General features: G+C 62.2%; 16 protein-coding genes and 2 tRNA genes. 5 read left to right on the top strand and 13 right to left on the bottom strand.

What is annotated here, in order from left to right; all coding sequences use genetic code 11:
* Window positions 1-45 precede the first annotated feature (45 nt).
* Together LSO07_RS15010 and LSO07_RS15005 are read left to right on the top strand one after the other, a co-directional pair.
* The gene (locus LSO07_RS15010) at window positions 46-1,671 is read left to right on the top strand and encodes a tetratricopeptide repeat-containing response regulator (RefSeq protein ID WP_070259783.1); all 1,626 of its coding nucleotides are present in this window, start codon (window positions 46-48) and stop codon (window positions 1,669-1,671) included.
* Between the two features lie 138 nt (window positions 1,672-1,809).
* Entirely contained in the window at window positions 1,810-2,259 is a 450-nt protein-coding gene (locus tag LSO07_RS15005) for a VOC family protein (protein WP_151095075.1), read from the top strand.
* Window positions 2,260-2,305: 46 nt separating this feature from the next.
* Here LSO07_RS15005 and LSO07_RS15000 read toward each other — a convergent pair whose 3' ends face one another.
* From LSO07_RS15000 to LSO07_RS14985, 4 genes are all read right to left on the bottom strand, one after another.
* On the bottom strand, window positions 2,306-2,551 hold the full coding sequence (locus LSO07_RS15000; protein ID WP_034787325.1) for a hypothetical protein: 246 nt from the start codon (window positions 2,549-2,551) through the stop codon (window positions 2,306-2,308).
* A gap of 370 nt (window positions 2,552-2,921) precedes the next feature.
* On the bottom strand, window positions 2,922-3,563 hold the full coding sequence (locus tag LSO07_RS14995; RefSeq protein WP_151095073.1) for a TetR/AcrR family transcriptional regulator: 642 nt from the start codon (window positions 3,561-3,563) through the stop codon (window positions 2,922-2,924).
* Between the two features lie 11 nt (window positions 3,564-3,574).
* Window positions 3,575-6,001 carry a membrane-bound PQQ-dependent dehydrogenase, glucose/quinate/shikimate family gene (locus tag LSO07_RS14990; protein WP_151095071.1) on the bottom strand — a complete coding sequence of 809 codons (2,427 nt, stop codon included), beginning with the start codon at window positions 5,999-6,001 and terminating at the stop codon, window positions 3,575-3,577.
* A gap of 282 nt (window positions 6,002-6,283) precedes the next feature.
* Window positions 6,284-7,330: an NAD(P)-dependent alcohol dehydrogenase gene (locus tag LSO07_RS14985; protein WP_034787320.1), complete on the bottom strand. Its 1,047-nt coding sequence runs from the start codon at window positions 7,328-7,330 to the stop codon at window positions 6,284-6,286.
* Between the two features lie 180 nt (window positions 7,331-7,510).
* Here LSO07_RS14985 and LSO07_RS14980 point away from each other — a divergent pair, with 180 nt between their 5' ends.
* Window positions 7,511-8,467, top strand: a complete 957-nt coding sequence (locus LSO07_RS14980; RefSeq protein WP_191909682.1) for an AraC family transcriptional regulator — start codon at window positions 7,511-7,513, stop codon at window positions 8,465-8,467.
* Here LSO07_RS14980 and LSO07_RS14975 read toward each other — a convergent pair.
* Window positions 8,449-12,021: a hydantoinase B/oxoprolinase family protein gene (locus LSO07_RS14975; protein ID WP_151095069.1), complete on the bottom strand. Its 3,573-nt coding sequence runs from the start codon at window positions 12,019-12,021 to the stop codon at window positions 8,449-8,451. The genes LSO07_RS14980 and LSO07_RS14975 overlap by 19 nt on opposite strands.
* A gap of 132 nt (window positions 12,022-12,153) precedes the next feature.
* Here LSO07_RS14975 and LSO07_RS14970 point away from each other — a divergent pair, with 132 nt between their 5' ends.
* Window positions 12,154-13,698, top strand: coding sequence for an NAD(P)H-hydrate dehydratase (locus LSO07_RS14970; RefSeq protein ID WP_151095067.1), 1,545 nt, complete (start codon window positions 12,154-12,156; stop codon window positions 13,696-13,698).
* Between the two features lie 118 nt (window positions 13,699-13,816).
* On the opposite strand, the gene LSO07_RS14965 is transcribed toward LSO07_RS14970, so the two are convergent.
* Window positions 13,817-14,569, bottom strand: a complete 753-nt coding sequence (locus tag LSO07_RS14965; protein ID WP_249153734.1) for an ABC transporter ATP-binding protein — start codon at window positions 14,567-14,569, stop codon at window positions 13,817-13,819.
* Between LSO07_RS14965 and LSO07_RS14960 the strand changes: the two genes are divergently transcribed.
* Window positions 14,568-15,257, top strand: a complete 690-nt coding sequence (locus tag LSO07_RS14960; protein ID WP_151095064.1) for an arylesterase — start codon at window positions 14,568-14,570, stop codon at window positions 15,255-15,257. The genes LSO07_RS14965 and LSO07_RS14960 overlap by 2 nt on opposite strands.
* Before the next feature lie 69 nt (window positions 15,258-15,326).
* Here LSO07_RS14960 and LSO07_RS14955 read toward each other — a convergent pair whose 3' ends face one another.
* The 7 genes from LSO07_RS14955 to clpP all read right to left on the bottom strand — a co-directional run bounded on the left by LSO07_RS14955 (window position 15,327) and on the right by clpP (window position 23,212).
* Window positions 15,327-17,219, bottom strand: a complete 1,893-nt coding sequence (locus LSO07_RS14955; RefSeq protein ID WP_231772984.1) for a SurA N-terminal domain-containing protein — start codon at window positions 17,217-17,219, stop codon at window positions 15,327-15,329.
* A 445-nt stretch (window positions 17,220-17,664) separates the two neighbouring features.
* Window positions 17,665-17,741 (bottom strand) — tRNA-Asp (locus LSO07_RS14950).
* A 17-nt stretch (window positions 17,742-17,758) separates the two neighbouring features.
* Window positions 17,759-17,835, bottom strand: a tRNA-Asp gene (locus LSO07_RS14945).
* 125 nt (window positions 17,836-17,960) lie between these two features.
* Entirely contained in the window at window positions 17,961-18,233 is a 273-nt protein-coding gene (locus tag LSO07_RS14940; protein ID WP_010398442.1) for an HU family DNA-binding protein, read from the bottom strand.
* A gap of 204 nt (window positions 18,234-18,437) precedes the next feature.
* A complete protein-coding gene (gene lon, locus LSO07_RS14935; protein ID WP_034787304.1) occupies window positions 18,438-20,849 on the bottom strand; it encodes an endopeptidase La in 2,412 nt (803 codons plus the stop codon).
* Window positions 20,850-21,125: 276 nt separating this feature from the next.
* On the bottom strand, window positions 21,126-22,394 hold the full coding sequence (gene clpX, locus LSO07_RS14930; protein WP_034787303.1) for an ATP-dependent Clp protease ATP-binding subunit ClpX: 1,269 nt from the start codon (window positions 22,392-22,394) through the stop codon (window positions 21,126-21,128).
* Window positions 22,395-22,594: 200 nt separating this feature from the next.
* Complete coding sequence (gene clpP / locus LSO07_RS14925; RefSeq protein ID WP_369811567.1) at window positions 22,595-23,212, bottom strand: ATP-dependent Clp endopeptidase proteolytic subunit ClpP; 618 nt, start codon at window positions 23,210-23,212, stop codon at window positions 22,595-22,597.
* Window positions 23,213-23,382 lie beyond the last annotated feature (170 nt).

The raw sequence follows: 23,382 nt of genomic DNA, 5'->3' as shown, positions 1-23,382 counted from the left end.
GAAGAGTTCCCGCAAATGACCGAACAGATGAACGAGAGCTGAACCATGCCAGAAACTAGCGACTTATCTGTCCTGATCGTCGACCCGAACCCCAGCATGCGGGGCAATCTGCACAATATGCTGAACCAGGCGGCCATCACCAAGGTGGAATATGCCGTCAATTCCGGCACGGCCATCCGCTTGCTGACGAAGAAACCGTTCGACATCATCCTGTGCGAATACGATCTTGGTAGCGGCACGGACGGCCAGGATGGCCAGCAATTGCTGGAAGACTTGCGCCATCACAAGCTGATCGGGCTGTGGACGATCTTCATCATGCTGACCTCGGAAGCCATCCACAGCAAGGTGATCAGCGCGGCCGAGCTGACCCCGTCCGACTACATCTTGAAACCGTTTACCGTCGATGTCCTGAGCGGCCGCATCGCGCGCGCCATCGAGCGGCGCGCCATGTTCCTGCCCACGTATCAGCTGATCGACAAGGGCGACCTGCGCGAAGCCGTGAAAAGCTGCCGCGCGGCCGAATTGCAGCACCCGCGCCTGGCAGCCGATTTCGCGCGCCTGCGCGCCGAACTGCACATCGCGCTCGATGAATGGAAGGAAGCGGAACAGCTGTACGGCGACATGCTGGCCACGCGGCCGATGGCCTGGGCCCATCTGGGACTGGCGCGCACCCTGTTCGAGCAGCAGCGCCACGAAGAGGCGCAGGATGCGCTGCTGGAACTGGTGGAAGTCTATCCCCGCTTCATGGCCGCCTACGACTTGCTGGCGCAAAACCATGAAGCCATGGGCCAGCAACTGCAGGCGAAGAAAATCCTCGAGGACGCGGTGGCCATTTCGCCGCACATGGTGCGCCGCTTGCGCCACTTGGGCGGCATCGCCTATGACACGGGAGACATCGGCGCGGCCGAACGGGCATATAAACAGGTGGTGACGAAAGCGAAGTACTCCGAATTCCGCGACCCGGAAGACCATGTCAACCTGGTCAAGACGCTGGTCAAGAAAGGTGATGCGCCGCAGGCGAGCGGCGTGTTGCGCGATATGGAACGCTCGCTGCGTGGCGGCGCCAACGTGGAAGCGTGCCGCGCCATCTCGGCGGCCATGCTGCATGAATTGTCGGGCAACGACATCGCCGCCGCCAGCGAACTGCAGCTGGCCGCCGCCGCCCTGGACACGGCGCGGGGCCTGTCGACGCAGCTGAAGGTGGGCCTCGTGCAAAGCTGCCTGAAAAACAATCTGGAACAGGCGGCGTCCGACGTCATGATGAAACTCGTCAACGAAGCCGACAGCGATGTGACGATGGAAGCGGCCGTCGATGTCTTTGAAAAGGCGGGCCGCCACGACCTGGCGCAAGGCATGGGCCAGCAGATCAGCAACCAGGTGCAGGAATTGATGCAGGATGCGGCCAGCAAATCGGAAAGCGGCGAGCTCAAGGGCGCCGTCTTCGTGCTGCGCCAGGCCCTGCGCAAGACGCCGGGCAACCTGCCCGTGCTGTTCGCTTCCGTCGACGCCATCCTGCGCCAGCTCAACATGCTGGGCTGGGAAGCCCCGCTGGCCGAACAGGCGCAGCACCAGATGCAGGTGATCAGCAAGATCGATCCCAAGCATCCGAAACTGGAGTCGCTGAAGCAGCAGTATGCAGCGACCCAGCATAAGTACGGCATTGCCACCTGATGCTGTCGCAACCCTGTCACCAAGAGAATCTGCGGCCAGAGCCAGGGGCCGAGGATTTCTCCAGGCGACGAGACCTCATGCCACATCCTTAAGGCGTCAATCTGACGTCCAGTTGACGTTAGGCACCCAGGAGGCAACATGACAGTCAAGCGTATGGACAATGTCGGCATCGTGGTAGAAGACATCGATGCCGCCATCGAGTTCTTCACCGAACTGGGCCTCGTTCTCGAAGGGCGCGCCCCGGTTGAAGGAGACTGGGCGGATGGCGTCACCGGACTGCTTGGCATGCGCGTCGAGATTGCCATGATGCGTACGCCGGACGGCCACAGCCGTCTCGAGTTATCGCGCTTCCTCGCGCCGCCCTTGGCCGCCGATCACCGCAACGCCCCAGTGAACGCTCTCGGTTACCTGCGTGTCATGTTTACCGTCGAGGATATCGACGATACACTCGTCCGGCTCGTCAAACGCGGCGCGAAGCTGGCCGGCGAAGTCGTCCAGTATGAAAACATGTATCGGCTCTGCTACATCCGTGGCCCTGAAGGCATCCTCATCGGGCTTGCCGAACAGCTCCCGCAGAAGACGTCCTGAGGAATGGCTGCCGCATCACTGGATATCGGCCGATTATTCTTTGCCATCATGGGAGGGTCATGTCCAGACCGACCATCCGCACAATGACGAAGGTGACGAGTCCCAGACCCATGAGCAACAGCACGAAGCCTGCGACCACCTTGCCGCTCGCGCGCAGCACCGCGCGATTCTGCTTCGCCTTATCCTTATCCTTCTTCCCTTGATCGTAATGCCACTTGATGGCGAAGAACATGCCCGTGCCGAGCACGAGAGCTTTGAACGTAACGAAGACTATAGGGGTCCAATCCATCATTTTGCGTATTTCCAGTCTATTACTTGACGCTATCTATCGTGAGGAGCGCTACCTCAAAACACTGCTTCAGCAGCGTCTGCTCAAGGTTGGTGTTGCTGCACGCTCTGATGCATACTACTTTAAAACAATTTCCATACATTGAGACAAAATGTCCCAGTTGCAAACAATGCAAGATGAAGACCGGAAGGCTCGGGATAGTCTGGCGGGACGGCACAGCGGCGCGGCGGACGGCCTGCATGTATGGCGCGAGTTGCCGGCATATTGGAACTCCTCGCGGCTTGCGCGCGCCGGCGGAGGCCATCGCAACCGGCAGCATATCCGTGCGTGCGATTCGCGAGATCACCCCCGCCGGATTGCAACCCTTCCGGGCCTAATCTGGGCTACGCTCCACCCGCGCCACCACCAGCTCGATCAGCTCCGCGATCAAGGGCCGGAACGTGGCCGCATCGCCGCCCTGCCCCAGCATGACGGTACGCGTGGTGAGGTGCGAGAAGACGGCATCGAACAGGATTTGCGGCAAATTGGAAAACGAGGTGTCGGGCGCGATGCGGCCCCGGGTGCGCTGTTGTTCCAGCAGGCGCAGGATCAGCGCGTGCCACACTTGCGGGCCGTGATCGTACCAGGTGAGGCCCACGGCCGGCACGGCGGCCGCGCCCGTGACGACGAGGCGGTAGAAATCCACGTGGCGGGGACTGGTGACGACGGCCACCAGTTCATCGAGGATCAGCTGCAAGCCCTGTTCCAGGCCCGCTTGCGAGGTATCGAGACGGCGCAAGTCGATGATGAAGTCGGCGCACAGGTATTCCACCACCGCCACCAGCAGCTCCTGCTTGCTGCCGAAGTAGCGGTAGGCGGTGGCCTTCGAGCCGCCCGCCTCGGCCACGATGGCGTCCATGCTGACGCCGTCATAGCCTGAGGCGAGGAAGAGGTCCGCTGCCGCCACCAGCAGCTTGCGCCGCCGCTCCTCGCTTCGGGTAGTCGGGGAAGCTGGAACGGTGCGCAACTGGGGCATGAAGCAAACTCTTACTGTGTCTTGGGAAGCGCGTATGCTATCACGTAATCCCCGCGGTCCGGGCTCTGGCGGGCGCCGCCCGCGACCACCACGACATACTGGCGGCCCGACCTGGGCGACACATACGTCATCGGCGTGCCTTGCGAGCCGACCGGCATGCGCGCCTTCCACACTTCGCGGCCGGTGGCGATATCCATGGCGCGCAGATAGTAATCCTGCGTGCCCGCATAAAACACCAGGCCGGACGCCGTGCTCATGCCGCCGCCCAGGGTCGGCATGCCCAGCGGGACAGGCAGCCGGGCGCGCACGCCGTTGATGACGGCATCCTGCACCGTGCCGGCCGGACGCTCCCACACCTTCGTGCGCGTCTTCAGATCGATGGCGGCAAACACGCCCCACGGCGGACTTTGGCAGGGAATGCCCAGCGGCGAGTTAAACGCCTTGTGGTCGATGACGAAGGGCGTGCCATCCATCGGATAGGTGCTGCCCACGCCGTGGCCCGAGGTCAGCTTGGCCACATCCACCGTTTCGCGCGGCACCAGCCTGACCACTTGCGGCATGCGGATATCGTTGACGAACATATAGCCATTGCTTTCATCGACGGCCGCGCCGCCCCAGTTGAAGCCACCGTAGTAGCCCGGGTAGATCAGGGTTTCTTTCGTGCTTGGCGCCGTGAACTCGCCCTGGTAATTGAGCTTGCGGAAGCTGATGCGGCACGCCAACTGGTCGAAGAAGGTGGCGCCCCACATGTCGCGCTCCGTCAGCGTTTCCGCACCCAGGGCCGGCATGCCTGTGGAGTATGGCTGCGTCTTTGCCACCCAGTCGCCGGCCGCGTGCTCCTGCGGCACGGCTTTTTCGACGACTTCGGCGATCGGCTTGCCCGTGCGGCGGTCCAGCATGAAGATCTGGCCGCGCTTGGTCAGCTGCACCAGTGCGGGAATCTTGCCGCCCTTGCCGTCCGGGACGTCGTACAGGGCCGGCTGCGCGGCCACGTCGTAGTCCCAGATATCGTGGTGGACGGTTTGATACGTCCAGCGCTCGCGGCCCGTGGCCATGTCGAGGGCGACGATGGCCGACGCATATTTTTCCGTCAGCGGCGGGCGCTTGCCGCCCCAGAAGTCGGGCTGCTCGTTCCCCGTCGGCAGATAGACCAGGCCCAGCGCATCGTCGAACGCGGGCGTGGACCACATGTTGGGCGTGCTGCGGGTGTAGGTCTGCCCTTCCGGCGGCAGTTTGGTGATGGCCGGATTGCCCAGGTCCCAGGCCCACACCAGTTCCCCCGTGTCGGCGCTGTAGGCGCGCACGACGCCCGATGGTTCATCGGTGGAACGGCCGTCGAAGACCCAGCCGCCGAGGATGATCAGGTTGCGCGCCACCGTGGGCGCGGACGTGTAGGCGTAGTACGGCACGTTCATCTTGACCTTGCCCAGGCCGACGGTCAGGTCGACGGAGCCCTTGTCGCCGAAGCCCTCGCACTGCTTGCCCGTCTGCGCGTCGATCTCGATCAGGCGCGCATCCATGGTCACTTGCACGATGCGCCTGGCGCACGCACCCGCCACCGGCGCGCTGGCCGCCTGCATGCCGTCAAAACGGAACGGTTTTGTCACCTTGGCCGGCTCGTAGTAGCCGACGCCGCGGCAGCGGTTCCACGTCTTCGTATTGGCTGGCTTCGGATCGAAGGTCCAGCGTTCCTTGCCCGTGTCCGCGTCCAGCGCGATGACCTTGCTCGTCGGCGTACACGTATAGATGGTGTCGCCGATCTGCAGCGGCGTATTCTGCGATTCGGACGCGCCTTCGGCCAGTTCGCCCGAGCGGTAGGTCCACGCCACCTGCAACTGATCGACGTTAGCCTTGTCGATCTGCGTGTACGGCGCGAAGCGCGTGCCCTGCGGTCCATAGCCATAATGCGCCCAGTTGGCGCTGCCGTCATTGATGGCCGTCACGGCATCCTGCTGCGGCTGCACCGTGGCTTCCGTCACGCCGTGCGGCTTGAACATGGCAGCGAAACCAGCCACCAGCACGACGGCAAACAGGGCCGCGAAGCCGCCCGACTGCCCATTGTGCTTGCGGCCCGCCAGCCACGGATGCAGCAAGGCGGCCACCAGGCCGATGACGAAGAACGGCGCCAGGCGCGGCACCATGGGCCAGAAGGCGAAGCCGATTTCCCATACGGCCCAGACCAGGGTGGCGACGACCAGCACGGCGACGATGCTGCTGGCCAGCGGCTTGCGGCGCAAATACAGCACGCCGGCGAGGAGCAGGCCGAGACCGGCCGGCAGGTAATACCAGGAACCGCCGAGGGTAATCAGTTCGATGCCACCGGCCGCCAGGGCCAGGCCGGAAAACCCGAGAAAAATGCCAAAAACCGTCAGGGCAAGCCGCTTGCCCCTGAAGACCACCGGGATCGCCGGCGCTCCCTTATTTGCTGAAGTGTCCATTTTTTATCCATGACGCCTCCCCTGCCCAGGCCAACGCGCCGGGGATGGCTGATTTTTTAAATCTACGTAGTGAAACTGTACTGTACGGTTTCATTTTATGCCGATTTTTGACGCAAGGAAAGAAAAATTGACAAGGGAGCTTGATTTTTGGCGGGGATGGGATGATTTGGTGGGGATGTCGGATTACGCTCTGCGAGCTAATCCGACCTACCGGAACGCTGGATATGCGTAGGTTGGATTAGCGCAAAGCGCGTAATCCAACAAACACAGGCACGCCGGGTGTTACAGCGACGCCATGTCAATCACAAAACGATATCTGACATCGCTTTTGACGACGCGCTCGAACGCCTCATTGATATCCTGGATGCGGATGATCTCGATGTCCGACACAATATTGTGCTTGCCGCAGAAATCCAGCATTTCCTGGGTTTCCTTGATCGAACCGATCATGGAACCGGACAGGCTGCGGCGCGCGCCTACCAGGCCGAAGGCGCTGATCGGCGGCACGGCGCCGTCCGGGATGCCGACGATGACCATGCTGCCATCGACCTTCAGCAGGTTGATGTACTGGTTCCAGTCGATGGACGCGCCCACCGTGCAGATGATGAGGTCAAACGTGCCGGCCAGTTTGCTGAAGGTTTCCGCATCGTTGGTGGCGTAGTAATGATTGGCGCCCAGGCGCAGGCCGTCTTCGCGCTTCGACAGGGTCTGGCTCAGCACCGTCACTTCGGCGCCCATGGCGTGGGCGATTTTCACGCCCATGTGACCCAGGCCACCCATGCCGAGGATGGCGACCTGCTTGCCAGGGCCAGCCTTCCAGTGGTTCAGCGGCGAATACAGGGTGATGCCGGCGCACAGCAGCGGTGCGGCCGCGTCCAGCGGCAGGTTGTCGGGAATCGACAGCACATAGCCTTCCTTGACGACGATGCTATCCGAGTAGCCGCCCTGCGTGGCCGTCTTGCCGTCCGCTTCCAGACCGTTGTAGGTCTGGATCAGGCCAGGCATGTACTGCTCCAGGTCCACATTGCGCGTCTTGCAGGTGGTGCAGGAATCGACGAAGCAGCCCACGCCCACGTGGTCGCCCACCTTGAACTTGCTGACGTTGGCGCCAACGGCCGTGACGACGCCGGCGATTTCATGGCCGGGCACCATCGGGAAGGCGGCGCCGCCCCATTCGTCGCGCGCCTGGTGGATGTCGGAATGGCACACGCCACAATATTTGATCGAGATGGCCACGTCGTCTTCGCGCGGGGCGCGGCGCTCGAACGTGAACGGTTGCAGTGCGGAAGTCGGGCCCAGTGCGGCGTAGCCTTTGGCGATGGTGGTCATGAAAACTCCTGTATCTATATGTGTGTGACGAGGGGGTGACGCGTGCCGTGCATGCGATTGCACAAGTGTGCCCGAGATGCCCGGCCGCCGTTATCGCGATCCTGCAAGACCTTTGCACGATCCTCCAAATCTGCGTAAGATCAGCCCCTGCCCTTACCTACCTGACGCATACTGGCCCACATGTCCACCCTGTCCACACCACTCCCGCCGCAAGATGAAATCGCCGCCCTGATCAGCCGCCATGCGCCGCGCACGGGCGACTACACGACGGCCATCGGCAACCTCACCTTCCACCGCCAGTCGTCCGTCACGGAATCGCTGTTCCATGCGGCGCGCCCCAGCGTGGCCATCATTGCGCAAGGGGCGAAGGACGTCACCCTGGGCAGCGAAACCTTCCACTACAGCCGCATGCAGTATCTGCTGACCTCCGTCGACCTGCCGGTGCAGGTGCGCGTGGTGGAGGCGAGCGTCGACAAGCCGCATCTGTGCGTGGTGCTGGGGATCGACATCGCCGACGTGGCCGCGTTGCTCGACAGCGAAAGCAGCAACGAAAGCGCGGCGCAGCAGAAAATCCTGCCTGCCACGCGCGGCATTTCCGTCAGCGACGTGTCGGCTGAACTGCTCGACGCCATGCTGCGCCTCGTGCGCCTGCTCGACAAGCCGGGAGAAATCGCGACGCTGGCGCCCTTGATCCGCCGCGAGCTGACCTACCGCCTGCTCAACGGCCCTGTCGGCGCGCGCCTGCGCCACATGGCGCTGGCCAGCAGCCAGTCGCACCAGGTGGGGCAAGCCATCGACTGGATCAAGCACAATTATTGCGAACCGCTGCGCATCGAGCACCTGGCCGGCATGGCGAACATGAGCATGTCGTCGCTGCACCACCACTTCAAGGCGATCACGGCCATGACGCCGATGCAGTACCAGAAGCTGCTGCGCCTGCAGGAAGCGCGGCGCTTGATGCTGGTCGAGCAGATCGACGCGGGCACGGCCGGCTACCGCGTCGGCTACGCCAGCGAATCGCAGTTCAGCCGCGAATACAGCCGCCAGTTCGGCCGCGCGCCCATGCGCGACGTGGGCCAGGTGCGCGCGCAGCTCAGCGGTGCCAGTGCTGACATGGCCTATTCCGTCTTGCCGTAACCGCCGCCGCCCGGCGTCTCGATGACGAACACGTCGCCCGCCAGCATGCCGGTCTTGCCGATATGCGCCAGGTGCTCCACCGTGCCGTCCGCCCGCTCCACGTAATTGCGTCCCAGCGCGCCCGCCTCGCCGCCGTCCATGCCGAAAGGCGGATGGATGCGGTTGTTCGACAGGATCGCCGCCGTCATCGGCTCCAGGAAGCGCACCCGGCGCACGCCGCCATTGCCGCCGTGCCAGCGCCCCGCCCCGCCCGACCCGGCGCGGATGCTGTAGCTGTCCAGGCGCACGGGGAAGCGCCACTCGAGGATTTCCGGGTCCGTCAGGCGCGAATTGGTCATGTTCGTCTGCACCACGTCCGTGCCGTCAAAACCGGGGCCGGCGCCCGAGCCGCCCGATATCGTCTCGTAATACTGGTATTTGGCGCTGCCGAACGTGAAATTGTTCATCGTCCCCTGCGAGGCCGCCATCGCCCCCAGCGCGCCATACAGGGCGTTCGTGATGCAGGTCGAGGTTTCCACGTTGCCCGAGACGACGGAGGCCGGATACTGCGGGTTGAGCATGGAGCCGGGCGGGATGATCACGGTCAAAGGTTTCAGACAGCCCGCGTTCAAGGGAATCTCGTCGTCGACGAGGGTGCGGAACACATACAGCACGGCCGCCATGCAGACGGCGGACGGCGCATTGAAATTGTTCGGCAGCTGGCTTGAGGTCCCCGTAAAGTCGATGACAGCGCTGCGCCGCGCCACGTCGACCTTGATCGCCACCCGGATGCGCGCGCCGTTATCGAGGTCCAGCGCGTAGCTGCCATCCTTCAGGGTCGTGATGACCCTGCGCACGGCTTCCTCGGCATTGTCCTGCACGTGGCCCATGTAGGCTTGCACGACGGCGTGGCCGAAATGCGCGACCATCTTGTGCAGTTCCTCGGCCCCCTTCTGATTGGCCGCCACCTGGGCGCGCAGGTCGGCCAGGTTTTGCCGGGGATTGCGGGCCGGCCAGCTGGCGCCCGCCAGCAGGGTCAGTGTTTCCGCCTCGCGCAACAACCCCGTGGCGCCGTCCACCAGCTTGAAATTGTCGATCAATACGCCCTCTTCCTCGATGCGCGTGGAGTCGGGCGGCATCGAGCCGGGCGTGGTGCCGCCGATATCGGCATGGTGGCCGCGCGAGCCCACGTAGAACAGGATGGATTCTCCCTCTGCATCGAAGACGGGCGAAATGACCGTCACGTCGGGCAGATGCGTGCCGCCGTGGTACGGGTCGTTCAGCATGAAGACGTCGCCGGGCCGCATGGTTCCCGCATTGCGCGTCATGACGGTGCGGATGCTCTCGCCCATGGACCCCAGATGCACGGGCATGTGCGGCGCATTCGCGATCAAATGGCCTTGCGCGTCGAAGATGGCGCAGCTGAAATCGAGCCGCTCCTTGATGTTGACGGAATGGGCCGTATTTTGCAGGCGCAGGCCCATCTGCTCGGCAATCGACATGAACAGGTTATTGAAAATTTCCAGCATGACGGGGTCCGCATTGGTCCCGATGGCGCGCCGCTCCGGCAAGGCGGCCACCCTGCGCAAGATCAAATGGCCATGCGCAGTGACCTCGGCGCGCCAGCCGGGTTCGATGACGGTGGTGGCATTGGCGTCGCTGACGATGGCCGGGCCGTCGATGGCGTCGCCGGGACGCAGGCTGTCCGCCGCATACAGGCCGCTGTCGCGCCACGCTCCGGCGCAGTACATGCCCACCGTCTGCGCGGGCGCCAGCGTGCCTGTGCGGGGGGTATTGGCCGGCATGGCCGCTTGCGGCGCATCGGAAGCGCCGATGGCTTCCACGGAGATCGCCTCGACGATCAGCGCGCGCGCCGGCATCAGAAAGGAAAAGCGTTTTTTATACGCCGCTTCGAACTGCGCCTGCATGCCGGCGGCCGTATCGAACAGCACGACGAGGGCCGAATCCGTGCCTTCATAGCGCAGGTGCACGCGCGACACCAGCGCGATGCGCTCCCCTGCCACGCCCTGGCGCAGCAAGTCGCCTTGCGCCAGTTCGCCCAGTTGCGCGAAATCGCCAGCGAGATCCACGCCCAATACCGCCTCGATGGCCTGTTCGCGCATGGCGCTCTGGTCGGCCAGGCCCATGCCGTAGGCCGACATCACGCCCGCCAGGCTGTGGATGAACACCGTGCGCATGCCCAGCGCATCGGCCACCAGGCAGGCGTGCTGGCCGCCCGCGCCGCCAAAGCTGGTGAGCGTATATTCCGTGACGTCGTGGCCGCGCTGCACGGAAATCTGCTTGATGGCGTTGGCCATGTTCCCGACTGCGATGGCGATATAGCCTTCGGCCACCTGCTCCGGGGTAGAGCTCACCGTGCGGGCCAGCGCCTCAAACTGGGACCGCACCGTGGCCACATCCAGCGCTTCATTCGCGTCGGGGCCGAAAACGCGCGGGAAGAACGCGGGCTGCAGCTTGCCCAGCATGACGTTGCAGTCGGTGACGGCCAGCGGGCCTCCGCGCCGGTAGCTGGCGGGCCCCGGGTTGGCACCCGCGCTGTCCGGCCCCACCTTGTAGCGGGCGCCGTCGAAATGCAGGATGGAGCCGCCGCCCGCGGCCACCGTGTGGATGCTCATCATGGGCGCGCGCATGCGCACGCCGGCGATCTGCGTCTCGAACACGCGTTCGAACTCGCCCGCGTAATGCGACACGTCGGTGGACGTGCCGCCCATGTCGAAGCCGATGACTTTATCGAAACCGGCCAGCGCGCTGGCGCGCACCATGCCGACGATGCCGCCCGCGGGACCGGACAGAATGCTGTCCTTGCCCTGGAAGGCGCGCGCATCCGTCAAGCCGCCGTTCGACTGCATGAATTGCAGGTGCACGCCGGGCAGCTCCATCGCCAGCTGGTCGACGTAGCGGCGCAGGATGGGCGACAGATAGGCATCGACCACCGTGGTGTCGCCGCGCGCCACCAGTTTCATCATGGGGCTGACCTCGTGCGACACGGACACCTGCGTAAAACCGGCAGCGCGCGCCAGCTGCGCCACCCGCGCCTCGTGCGCGTGGTAACGGTAGCCGTGCATCAGCACGATCGCGATGGCGCGCACGCCGCGCGCATGCGCGTGTGCCAGCGCAGCCTGCGCGGCCGCCTCGTCGAGCGGCGTCACGACGTCGCCATGGGCGCCCACCCTTTCATCGATCTCGATCACGTCGCCGTACAGCAGTTCGGGCAGGATGATCTGGCGGGCGAACAGCTGCGGGCGGTTCTGGTAGGCGATGCGCAAGGCGTCGCGAAAACCGCGCGTGATGGCCAGCACGGTGGGCTCGCCCTTGCGTTCGAGCAGCGCGTTGGTGGCCACCGTCGTGCCCATCTTGATGGCGCTCACCTGCTCCACGGGCAGCGGCGCGCCAGGCGCAAGGCCCATCAGCTGGCGCATGCCGGCCAGCGCCGCGTCGCGGTACTGGCCCGGGTTTTCCGACAGCAGCTTGAAGGTGGCCAGGCTGCCGTCAGGACGGCGCGCCACGATGTCCGTAAAGGTGCCGCCCCGGTCGATCCAGAATTGCCAGTCCATCGCCTTGCCCCCGCGCTTATGTGAGATGGCTATTGTAGCCGCCAAACAGGGACGCGATTCAGGCGTGCGCGCCTTGCCTTTCGACCGCTTCGGCCTTATGTTGAAGACATGCTGACTAACGGAACACGCGCCATGCCCCTGATCGACTCTGCAACACCGCTGTACTCCATCGCCGAACTGCGCGCCATCGAACAAGCGGCCATGCAAGACCTGCCGCAAGGGCTGCTGATGCAGCGCGCGGGCCAGGCCGCCGCCAGTACCGCCCTGAAGCTGCTGCACGCCCAGGAAGATGGCGACGGCGCGGGCCACCGGCGCGTACTGGTGCTGGCAGGCCCCGGCGACAACGGCGGCGACGCGCTGGAAGCGGCCGCGCACCTGGCCGGCAGCGGCACCGAGGTGCTCGTCTGGCTGGCGCCCGAGGCGCAAGCCACGTCGCCCGAGCGCGAACAGGCGCTGAGCCGCGCGCGCAACAGCGCCGCCCGCTTCATGGAAGCGGCAACCTCGATGGCGTCTGCGGCAGTGGGCGCGGCGCCCTGGCACCTCGTCATCGACGGCCTGTTCGGCATCGGCGCGTCGCGTCCCCTGGACGGCGAATGCCGCGACATGGCGCAGCTGGTCAACAATCTCGATTGCCCCGTGCTGGCGCTCGACGTGCCCAGCGGCCTGCACGCGGACACGGGCGCCATCGATGGCGTCGCCATCCGCGCCACGCATACGCTCACCTTCATCGGCGACAAGCCGGGCCTGCACACGGCGAATGGCCGCGACCATGCGGGGGAACTGGAAGTGGCGGCCCTGGCCATCGCCCCGGCCCTGCTGCCCCCTGCGAAGGCGCAGCTGGGCGGCCTGCACCTGTTCGCCCGCCAGTTGCAGCCACGGCGCCAGAATACGCACAAGGGCAGCTACGGCAGCGTGGCCGTCATCGGCGGCGCGCAAGGCATGGCCGGCGCGCCCATCCTGGCCGCCCGCATGGCCCTGCATGCGGGCGCGGGAAGAGTGTATATCGCGTTTCCCGACGCACCGCCCGCCTTCGACAGCGGCCAGCCGGAACTCATGTGCCGGCACGCCAGGGACGTGGATTTCTCGGGCCTGCACTTCGCGGCCCTGGTGGCCGGCCCCGGCCTCGGCGACAAGGCCGATACGGTGGAGCTGCTGCAGCGCGCCATTGACAGCGACAGCCCCCTTCTGCTGGACGCGGACGCGCTGAACCTGATGGCGGCCGAACCGGAGCTGCAATCGGCGCTGGCCGTGCGCACGGGCGCAGGAGCGACGATATTGACGCCGCATCCGCTGGAAGCGGCACGCCTGCTCGACATGACGGTGGCCGAAGTACAGGCCGACCGCCTGGGCGCGGCGCGCCAGCTGGCCACGCAGCTGGGCGCAATCGTGGTATTAAAAGGTTCGGGCACGGTGATCGCCGCGCCCGACGGCCAGGTCGTCGTCAACAACACGGGCGGCCCCGCGCTGGCGACGGCAGGCACGGGAGACGTGTTGTCCGGCCTGTGCGGCAGCCTGCTGGCGCAAGGCTGGCCGGAATGGGAGGCGGCGATTGGCGCCGTCTGGCTGCATGGCGCGGCGGCCGATGCGCTGGTGGCGGCAGGCAGCGGCCCCATCGGGCTGACGGCGGGGGAATTGATCCCGGCGATACGCAAGCTGATCAATGCCTTGTCGGCATAAGCGTATGGCGTGGGAGTGTTGGATTACGCTACGCTAATCCAAGCTACGGCTGCGATGATGGCAGGCAAGTAGGTCGGATTAGCGCGCCAGCGCGTAATCCGACAATCACCAGCACCAATCACACCAGCCGGCCTGCCGAGATGGTAATGGTGCGGCCGCAGCGGGCCGCGATCGAGCTGTCATGCGTGACCAGCACCAGGGTCGAGCCACGTTCGCGGTTCAGTTCGAACATCAGCTGGATCACGGCCTCGCCGGTGGCCGCATCGAGGCTGCCCGTCGGCTCGTCGGCGAACAGCAGCGGCGGTTCCGTCACGAACGCGCGGGCCAGGGCCACGCGCTGCTGCTCCCCGCCGGACAGGTATTTCGGATAGTGCTTCAGGCGGCTGCCCAGGTTGACTCTGCCCAGCATGGCTTGCGCCTTTTCCTTCGCGTCAGGATCGCCGCGCAATTCCAGCGGCAGCATGACGTTTTCCAGCGCCGTCAGGTGGGCCAGCAGCTGGAAGGACTGGAACACGAAACCGAGCTTTTCCTTGCGAAAACCGGCGCGGCCGTCTTCGTCGAGGGCAAAGATATCCGTGCCATCGAGGATCACCTTGCCCTCGCTCGGCGTATCCAGGCCGGCCAATAAACCGAGCAAGGTGGACTTGCCGGAACCGGAGGCGCCGACGATGGCCAGCGTCTCCGCCGTTTGCACGGTAAAATCGACTTGATGCAGGATGGTCAGCTCACCATCGGCATCGGGTACGTGCTTGGCCAGCTGGACCACTTCGATGGCCGGCTGGGCATTTTGGCTGTGGGGTGCGGCGGGCCGCTGGGCCGCTGCTTCTGACGGGAGAAAACTGGTGGAAGTCGCTTTAGGGAATTCGGGCATGCTGATCTATCTTAAAAAATTTCGTGAACAAATAAGTGTCAAGGGCAGCAGCCGCATGCGGCGGCGCACGCTGTCCCTGCTTCCTGCGGCAGCCCTGCTGCTGGTATCGAGCATGACGAACGCCTATTCTGCACCAAAAACGCTGCTGGTGCTCGGCGACAGCCTCTCGGCCGAGTATGGGCTGGCACGGGGCACGGGCTGGGTGGCGCTGCTGGAACAGCGGCTGCAGGCACAAAAGAACGATACGCGCATCGTCAATGCCAGCATCAGCGGCGAGACCACCAGCGGCGGCCGCGCGCGCCTGCCCGCCCTGCTGACCAGGCACCAGCCCGATGTCGTGCTGATCGAACTGGGCGCCAACGACGGCTTGCGCGGCTTGCCCGTGGCGGCGGCCGAAGCGAATCTGCGCGCCATGGGTGAGGCGGCCAAAAAATCGGGTGCGCAGGTGGTGCTGGTGGGCATGCGCATGCCGCCCAACTATGGTCGCGCCTACGGCGAACAGTTTTACGGCGTGTACGGCAAGCTGGCCAGGGAATGGAAGGCGCCGCTGGTGCCCTTCATGTTCGAAGGCATCGCCGACCAGCCGCAGCTGTTCCAGGCCGACCGCATGCACCCGAATGCGCTAGCCCATCCAACCATCCTGAAAAACATCTGGCCACAGCTGGCGCCGTTGCTGAAAGCCAAGTAAGTCCGTCGATTCCGCAGACAAAAAAATAGCCGCTCGAAAGCGGCTATTTTTATGCGTGGAAACTAAATCTTACGGTGCTTCCGGCGCTGGGGTGGCTGGGGCGGTGACCGGCTTGACGATCTTCACCTTGGCCTTGGCTTTCAGGTACTCGACATAATCGAACATTTCCTGTTGCGCCAGGATGCCGCTGATCTGGTCTTTCTCTTGCTGGCGGCGCGCCGCGTCCACTTGCTCCGGCTGCTGCACCTTGGCAATGCGGTAGATGCCGTAGCCCAGGGCTGGCAGGTCCACGCCCACATAGGCTGGCAGCTTGCTCGTGTCCGCTTTCATGACTTGCGCGATGGCGGCGCGGTTGATGCCGTCCAGCTTGCTACGCGATACCCATTGCGCCGCGCCGAAACCGGTCGCATCGCCGGAGGCCTTCAAGGCGGCCAGCTTGGTCTCGCCCGCTTTCTTGGCCAGCTTTTCCGCTTCTTCCAGGGTCACGCGCTGACGGATCATGGCTTCGACTTCGGCCAGCGGACGCTTGGTTGCCGGCTTGAATTCCACCACGCGGCCGGCGATCAGCACGTTCGGCGCAACGGTCACGGCTTCCGTATTGCGCTTGTCTTTCAGTGCATCGTTCGAGAAGATGGCCGACAGGAACTTGGCATTGTTGAACGGCGCCTTGCCCAGTGCTGGCGACGGCGTGCGCGACAGGTTGGCGACGGTTTCCACTTTCAGTTTCAGCTTGTCGGCCACCGGCTTCAGGCTGTCCGATTGCTCGTAGACCGTGTTGGTGAACGTTTCCGCCATTTCCGAGTATTTCTTGGCGGCAAATTGCTTGCGCAGATCCGCCGTGATTTCACCGCGCACTTCGTCCAGCGCACGCACGTGCTGTGGCTTGAGCGAGGTGACGGTCAGGATGTGGAAGCCGAAATCGGAAGCGACGACGTCGCTGATTTCGCCTTGCTTGAGTTTCGCGACAGCGCTCAGCAGCGGTGCCGGCAAGCCATCCTTGCCAATCACGCCCAGGTCGCCGCCCTGCTCTGCGGACGCCGGATCTTCCGACTTGGCTTTCGCCACGGCAGCAAAGCTGGCAGGCGTCTTGCGCACGTCGGCCAGGATGGCTTCGGCCTTGGCCTTGGCGGCTGCCTTGTCGGCGGCCGAGGCGTCTTTCTTGACGGCTACGAGGATGTGGCTGGCCTGGCGCGCTTCTTCCGTCGTGTAGGCTTTCTGGTTCTTCGCATAGTAGCCGGTCACGTCGGCGTCGGTCACGTCGACTTGCTCGCCTGCAGCACTGTCGTCCAGCACGACGTATTCGACCTTGGCTTGTTCCGGGATCTCGAAGAACTTGCTGTTCTTGTCATAGAAAGCCTTGATCATGGCGTCCGTCACTTTGACTTCCGGCACATACTGGGCGATCGGCAGCAGCAGTTCCTGCACTTCGCGCTCTTCCGAGGTGATGTCGGACAAACGCTTGGAGACGGTGCTCGGCGCGAAGGCGGTGCCTTGCACGGCGCCGGCCAGTTGCTGCAGGGCCAGGTCGCTGCGGCGGCGCGCATCGTACATCTGCGGCGTCATGCCTTGGGCTGCCAGCATGGCCTTGTAGCGTTCCAGGTCGAATTTACCGTCCGGCAAGGTCAAGCCCGGGATTTCCAGCACTTCCTTTTGCAGCACGGCATCGCTGATGACCAGGTGGCTACGGCCCACTTCGGCGGCCACGGCGCGCTCGGCGATCAGGTTGTCGAGGATGCTCTGGCGTGCTTCCGGCGTGTCAAACATTTTCTGGTCGAACTGCTCGCCCATCATCTGGCGGTAGCGGTCGATCTGCTGGCGTTGCGCTTCTTCATATTGCTGCTGCGTAACGACCTGGTCGCCGACCTTGGCGATGGTGTTCGCGCCATCGCCGAAGCTTTGGTAGCCGCTGATACCGACCAGTGCAAAAGACGGGACGATGACCAGCATCAAGAGAAACTGCATCAAGCGTCGATGGGTACGAATAAATTCAAACATGGTCAGCCAATTCGGGATGAGTGGATCACTATAAAAAAAGGCGAACATGCGTTCGCCTTGATTTCTTCGGCGGAATGGACGGGACAGATGTCCACTTCCCCTTTAGATTCAACAACTTGGCGCTGGAACTAAAGCAGGATTCTGACGCCCAAGCCATTATCTCCTGATTCTACAATGCCCATAGCGCTATAGCAAGAGTAAATCAGGGCGCGCGCCCTGCCCTGGCGGCGCATGGCCGGCCAGGCGACAGCCTGAACATTAAACCTGGCAAAGCTTAAAGCGGATTTAAATGCGCGCGCGGGCCATTCGGAAAAAGCATGGCGGCAGAATTAAAACGAGGGGGCGCAAAGATAATCGGGCGCATAAAAGAAAAACCCGCGCTACTTATTCAGCAGCGCGGGCTTCTATATTCTGGCGGAGCGGACGGGACTCGAACCCGCGACCCCCGACGTGACAGGCCGGTATTCTAACCAACTGAACTACCACTCCTTAAGAGCGTATTTTTTTGGCGGAGCGGACGGGACTCGAACCCGCGACCTCCGACGTGACAGGCCGGCATTCTAACCAACTGAACTACCACTCCGAAAAATACACAGTACTACTTGCATTTGTATCCAGGGTTGCGATTCGAAGAACTTCAACCCTGAAATCGCGGCACCCGAAGGCGCCGCCAAATGTTTCCGGTGATTGTCACCTCACCGAAGTCCGTTAGTTTACAGCATCCTTCAAAGCTTTACCAGCTTTAAATTTTGGAACTTTTGCAGCTTCGATCGTGATCGCTTCTTTGGTACGCGGATTGCGGCCGGTACGCTCAGCGCGTTCGCTGACCGAGAAAGTGCCAAAACCAACCAGCGTCACGCTGTCGTTGTTTTTCAAAGTTTCCGTCACGCCGCCGATAACAGCGTCGAGTGCGCGCGCAGCGGCGGCTTTGGAAATGTCAGCTTTTTCAGCAATGTGGTCGATCAATTCAGTCTTGTTCACTAGCATCCCCAATTACAAAGGTATAAAACGTTTACCGTATCGTTGCGGCACTTTTGGCACCACAGCTGTCCGGCGAAAAAAATGTGCAGGCGTATTAAACAAGCCACACTGTATATGTGTCAAGCGCTTTGGGGTCGCAATTCACGTTTCAATATAAAACAAGCGCTCTAAAAGCGCTTGTTTGGGGAAAACAGGGGTAAAACGTTAGTGTTTTACTACCTCGCCGGCCGCGTCAGGCTTGGCCGCGGCAGCCGTGACAGCCTCCACCGCAGCGACGTCCGCCAACGCTTCAGGCATGCGTTCGAGGGCGATTTCCAGCACTTTGTCGATCCAGCGCACGGGAACGATCTCCAGTTTGTTCTTGACGTTGTCCGGAATATCGGCCAGGTCTTTCACATTCTGCTCTGGAATCAGGACCGTCTTAATGCCGCCGCGATGCGCTGCCAGCAGCTTTTCTTTCAGGCCGCCGATCGGCAATACTTCGCCGCGCAAGGTGATCTCGCCCGTCATCGCCACGTCGGCGCGCACGGGGATGCCCGTGAAGACCGACACCATCGCCACCGTCATGGCCGCGCCAGCCGAAGGACCGTCCTTCGGTGTCGCGCCTTCCGGCACGTGGATGTGGATGTCGCTCTTCTCGAACACGTCCGCCTTGATGCCCAGGCGCTGTGCCCGGCTGCGCACCACTGTGCGGGCTGCCTCGATCGACTCTTTCATGACGTCGCCCAGCGTACCCGTGCGGATGATGCCGCCCTTGCCCGGCATCGACACGGCTTCGATGGTCAGCAGATCGCCGCCCACTTCCGTCCATGCCAGACCGACCACCTGGCCTACCTGGTTTTCTTTCTCTGCGACACCGAAATCATAGCGGCGCACGCCAAGGAATTTATCCAGGTTCTTCGAGTTGACGATGACCTTCTTGTCGGATTTCTTCAGCAGCAGCATCTTGACCACCTTGCGGCAGATCTTCGACACTTCACGCTCGAGCGAACGCACACCGGCTTCCCGCGTGTAGTAGCGGATGATGTCGCGCAAGGCCGACTCGGCCACCGAGATTTCCTCTTCCTTCAAGCCATTGTTCTTGATCTGCTTCGGCAGCAGATAACGCTGCGCGATGCTGGTCTTTTCGTCTTCCGTGTAACCGGACAGACGGATCACTTCCATGCGGTCGAGCAAGGCTGGCGGAATATTGTACGAGTTCGACGTGGCCACGAACATCACGTCGGACAAGTCGAAATCGACTTCGATGTAATGGTCGGAGAACGTGTGGTTCTGTTCCGGATCGAGCACTTCCAGCAAGGCCGACGATGGATCGCCACGGAAATCGGCACCCATCTTGTCGACTTCATCGAGCAGGAACAAAGGATTGCGCACGCCGACTTTCGACAGCGATTGCAATATCTTGCCCGGCATCGAGCCGATGTAGGTGCGGCGGTGGCCGCGTATCTCGGCTTCGTCGCGCACGCCGCCCAGGGCCATGCGCACGAACTTGCGGTTCGTCGCGCGGGCGATGGACTGGCCCAGCGAAGTCTTGCCGACGCCCGGAGGACCGACGAAGCACAGGATAGGCGCTTTCAGCTTGTCGACGCGCTGTTGCACCGCGAGGTATTCCAGGATGCGTTCCTTGACCTTGTCGAGGCCGTAGTGGTCGCCCTCGAGCACTTTTTCCGCATTTGCCAGGTCGTTATTGACCTTGGATTTCTTTTTCCAAGGCAAATTGACCAGGGTGTCGATGTAGTTGCGCACGACGGTGGCTTCGGCCGACATCGGCGACATCAGCTTGAGTTTTTTCAACTCGTTGGTGGCCTTGTCGAGCGCTTCCTTCGGCATCTTTGCCGAAGCGACTTTTTTCTCCAGCTCGTCGAGGTCGGCGCCATCTTCGCCCTCGCCCAGTTCCTTCTGGATCGCCTTGACTTGCTCGTTCAGGTAGTACTCGCGCTGCGACTTTTCCATCTGGCGCTTGACGCGGCCGCGGATGCGCTTTTCCACCTGCAGGATGTCGAGCTCGCCTTCGAGCTGGCCCAGCAGGTGCTCGAGGCGCTTGGCCACGCTGAAAATTTCCAGGATGACTTGTTTTTGCTCAAGCTTCAGCGGCAGATGCGCGGCCACCGTGTCGGCCAGGCGGCCGGCATCGTCGATGCCCGACAGCGAAGCGAGGATTTCCGGTGGAATCTTTTTGTTCAGTTTGACGTACTGGTCGAACTGCTGCACGATCGCGCGGCGCATGGCTTCGACTTCCGACTCGTCGCCCGGCTCGGATTCGAGCGGCGTCAGGTCGGCGATGAAGTGCGTCGGCGCATCGCTGATGTGGTTGATGCGGGCACGCTGCGCGCCTTCGACCAGCACCTTGACGGTGCCATCGGGCAGCTTCAGCATTTGCAGAATATTGGCGACGCAGCCAATTTCATAGATATCCGAAGGAGACGGCTCGTCCTTCGCGGCTGCTTTTTGAGCGGCAAGCATGATGCTCTTGCCCTGCTCCATCGCAGCTTCCAGCGCCTTGATCGACTTTGGACGGCCAACGAACAGCGGTATCACCATATGCGGGAAAACGACGACATCCCGCAACGGCAATAACGGCAGTTGAGTTTGCTCAGTTAATTTGGAAGTTGTCATGGCGTACCTTATAGAAAGCGTGTTTACGATGTTGGCGCTCGCTGCCAAAACACAAGACCGGCGAGAATAAATAATTCTGTGAAACAAACATTTTTCTGTCTATTTCGCAAAACACACCCGCATGACGGTAATAAATGCAGTTTTCACAGTAAAAAAGCCACGCGCAGCTAAGCGCCGCGAGTGGCTTTCCGATTGAAGCCTGCACTCATTGATTTAAATTGTACTGCCATGCATTAAGGAATCAAAACCCTTTTTATGCATTTGTCTCGACAGTAATCAATTTTCTCCGGAGGCCTTGGCAGTCTCTTGATAAATCAACAAAGGTTTGGCGCCGCTGGTGATGGTATTTTCGTCGATGACGACTTTCACCACATTTTGTTCGCTCGGCAGTTCGTACATGACGTCCAGCAAAGCATGTTCCAGGATGGAACGCAGGCCACGGGCACCGGTCTTGCGCGCCAGCGCCTTCTTGGCGATCGCATGCAAGGCGGCCGGACGAATCTCCAGTTCCGCGCCTTCCATCTCGAGCAGCTTCGAATACTGCTTGATCAGCGCATTCTTCGGCTCGACCAGGATCTGGATCAGCGCTTCTTCCGTCAATTCAGCCAGGGTGGCGATAACGGGCAGACGGCCCACCAGTTCCGGGATCAGGCCGAACTTGACCAGATCTTCCGGCTCCGCTTGCAACATCAGTTCGCTGGCCGTGCTTTGCGACTTGCTGCGCACCGTGGCCGAGAAGCCGATACCGCTCTTTTCGGAACGGTTGGCGATCACTTTCGACAAGCCGTCGAAGGCGCCGCCGCAGATGAACATGATGTTGGTCGTGTCGATCTGCACGAAATCCTGGTTCGGGTGCTTGCGGCCGCCTTGTGGCGGCACGGAAGCCATCGTGCCTTCGATGAGTTTGAGCAAGGCTTGCTGCACGCCCTCGCCCGACACGTCGCGCGTGATGGACGGATTGTCGGACTTGCGCGAAATCTTGTCGATCTCATCGATGTAGACGATGCCGCGCTGAGCTTTCTCGACGTCATAGTTGCAGCTTTGCAGCAGCTTCTGGATGATGTTTTCCACGTCTTCACCCACGTAACCGGCTTCGGTCAGGGTGGTGGCGTCGGCGATCACGAACGGCACGTTGAGCATGCGCGCCAGGGTCTGTGCCAGCAGGGTCTTGCCCGAACCGGTAGGACCGACCAGCAAGATGTTGCTCTTGGCCAGTTCGATGTCGTCTTTCTTGCCCAGGTGCTTGAGGCGCTTGTAATGGTTGTACACCGCCACCGACAGGATGCGCTTGGCAGTCTGCTGGCCGATCACGTACTGATCGAGCAAGGCGGCAATTTCTTGCGGCGTCGGCAGGTCGGATTTGGTACCGGTCACCGTCTCGATGCTCGACGTTTCATCACGGATGATGTCGTTGCACAAGTCGATGCACTCGTCGCAAATGAATACGGACGGGCCGGCGATGAGTTTCTTCACCTCGTGCTGGCTTTTGCCGCAGAACGAGCAATACAGTAATTTTTCGCCGCTAGAGGATTTTTTGTCTGACATAAGGCATTTTGGTTGGAACTGCATTAACAATATTGCAAAATCGCAAGCCGGATGTTGGTTGCCGCCCGTAAAGGCCGCTAGCCATGGCGCAAGTCAACAACGCGCACAAGCTCCATGCTACCCGAAATAAAAGCGAAACGCCCGAACGTTTGAGCGCCCGGGCGTTAACTTACGTACTTAGCAATACCGGTAGGGGCTCATCAAGCGCGGCTGGTCAACACTTTGTCGATCAAACCATACTCAACGGCCTCGTCGGCGGACATGAAACGGTCGCGGTCGGTGTCCTTGGCGATCTGTTCGATCGTCTGGCCCGTGCGCTCGGCCATGATGCCGTTCAAGCGGGTGCGCAGGTAAAGGATTTCCTTCGCCTGGATCTCGATATCGGACGCCATGCCTTGCGAACCACCGGACGGCTGGTGAATCATGATGCGCGAGTTCGGCAGCGAGAAACGCTTGCCCTTGGCGCCAGCGGCCAGCAGGAAAGCGCCCATCGAAGCAGCCATGCCCGTGCACAGGGTCGAGACGTCCGGCTTGATGAACTGCATGGTGTCGTAGATGGCCATGCCGGCCGAGACCGAACCACCTGGCGAGTTGATGTAGAGCGAGATTTCCTTTTCCGGATTTTCGCTTTCCAGGAACAGCAGCTGGGCGACAACCAGGTTGGCCATCTGGTCATTGACCGGGCCGACCATGAAAATCAAGCGTTCTTTCAGCAGGCGCGAGTAAATATCATACGAGCGCTCGCCGCGACCGCTTTGTTCCACCACCATCGGCACCAGGCCGAGCATCTCTGTGTCCAGCGCCGGATTACGGTTCATACCTGTCATTTCATTTCCTTGTGAAGCAGTTAGGGGATACTACCACCACCTTGAGACACCTGACAAAACCTACTGCGCGTCGCGATTTGCGGCCTCCGATGCTCACTGTGCATTCGCACAGCTCCGCTTCTCAGCCACAACTCCCATCCGCTCGCTACGGTTTTATCAGG

It is taken from the genome of Janthinobacterium sp. PLB04, from assembly GCF_021165895.1.
In the GTDB taxonomy this organism is placed as follows: Bacteria; Pseudomonadota; Gammaproteobacteria; order Burkholderiales; family Burkholderiaceae_D; genus Janthinobacterium; species Janthinobacterium lividum.
The sequence above is the reverse complement of the archived record's forward strand: the minus strand, read 5'-3'. Positions and strand labels throughout refer to the sequence as shown.

Excerpts from the sequence above, each read along its gene's own strand:
- LSO07_RS14960 (WP_151095064.1), top strand. The coding sequence starts at position 14,568 with ATGCTGATCTATCTTAAAAAATTTCGTGAACAAATAAGTGTCAAGGGC.
- LSO07_RS15005 (WP_151095075.1), top strand. The coding sequence starts at position 1,810 with ATGACAGTCAAGCGTATGGACAATGTCGGCATCGTGGTAGAAGACATC.
- clpP (WP_369811567.1), bottom strand. The coding sequence starts at position 23,212 with ATGAACCGTAATCCGGCGCTGGACACAGAGATGCTCGGCCTGGTGCCG.
- LSO07_RS14975 (WP_151095069.1), bottom strand. The coding sequence starts at position 12,021 with ATGGACTGGCAATTCTGGATCGACCGGGGCGGCACCTTTACGGACATC.
- LSO07_RS14990 (WP_151095071.1), bottom strand. The coding sequence starts at position 6,001 with ATGGACACTTCAGCAAATAAGGGAGCGCCGGCGATCCCGGTGGTCTTC.
- clpX (WP_034787303.1), bottom strand. The coding sequence starts at position 22,394 with ATGTCAGACAAAAAATCCTCTAGCGGCGAAAAATTACTGTATTGCTCG.
- LSO07_RS15010 (WP_070259783.1), top strand. The coding sequence starts at position 46 with ATGCCAGAAACTAGCGACTTATCTGTCCTGATCGTCGACCCGAACCCC.
- LSO07_RS14985 (WP_034787320.1), bottom strand. The coding sequence starts at position 7,330 with ATGACCACCATCGCCAAAGGCTACGCCGCACTGGGCCCGACTTCCGCA.
- LSO07_RS14970 (WP_151095067.1), top strand. The coding sequence starts at position 12,154 with ATGCCCCTGATCGACTCTGCAACACCGCTGTACTCCATCGCCGAACTG.
- LSO07_RS15000 (WP_034787325.1), bottom strand. The coding sequence starts at position 2,551 with ATGATGGATTGGACCCCTATAGTCTTCGTTACGTTCAAAGCTCTCGTG.
- lon (WP_034787304.1), bottom strand. The coding sequence starts at position 20,849 with ATGACAACTTCCAAATTAACTGAGCAAACTCAACTGCCGTTATTGCCG.
- LSO07_RS14965 (WP_249153734.1), bottom strand. The coding sequence starts at position 14,569 with ATGCCCGAATTCCCTAAAGCGACTTCCACCAGTTTTCTCCCGTCAGAA.
- LSO07_RS14995 (WP_151095073.1), bottom strand. The coding sequence starts at position 3,563 with ATGCCCCAGTTGCGCACCGTTCCAGCTTCCCCGACTACCCGAAGCGAG.
- LSO07_RS14980 (WP_191909682.1), top strand. The coding sequence starts at position 7,511 with ATGTCCACCCTGTCCACACCACTCCCGCCGCAAGATGAAATCGCCGCC.
- LSO07_RS14955 (WP_231772984.1), bottom strand. The coding sequence starts at position 17,219 with ATGCAGTTTCTCTTGATGCTGGTCATCGTCCCGTCTTTTGCACTGGTC.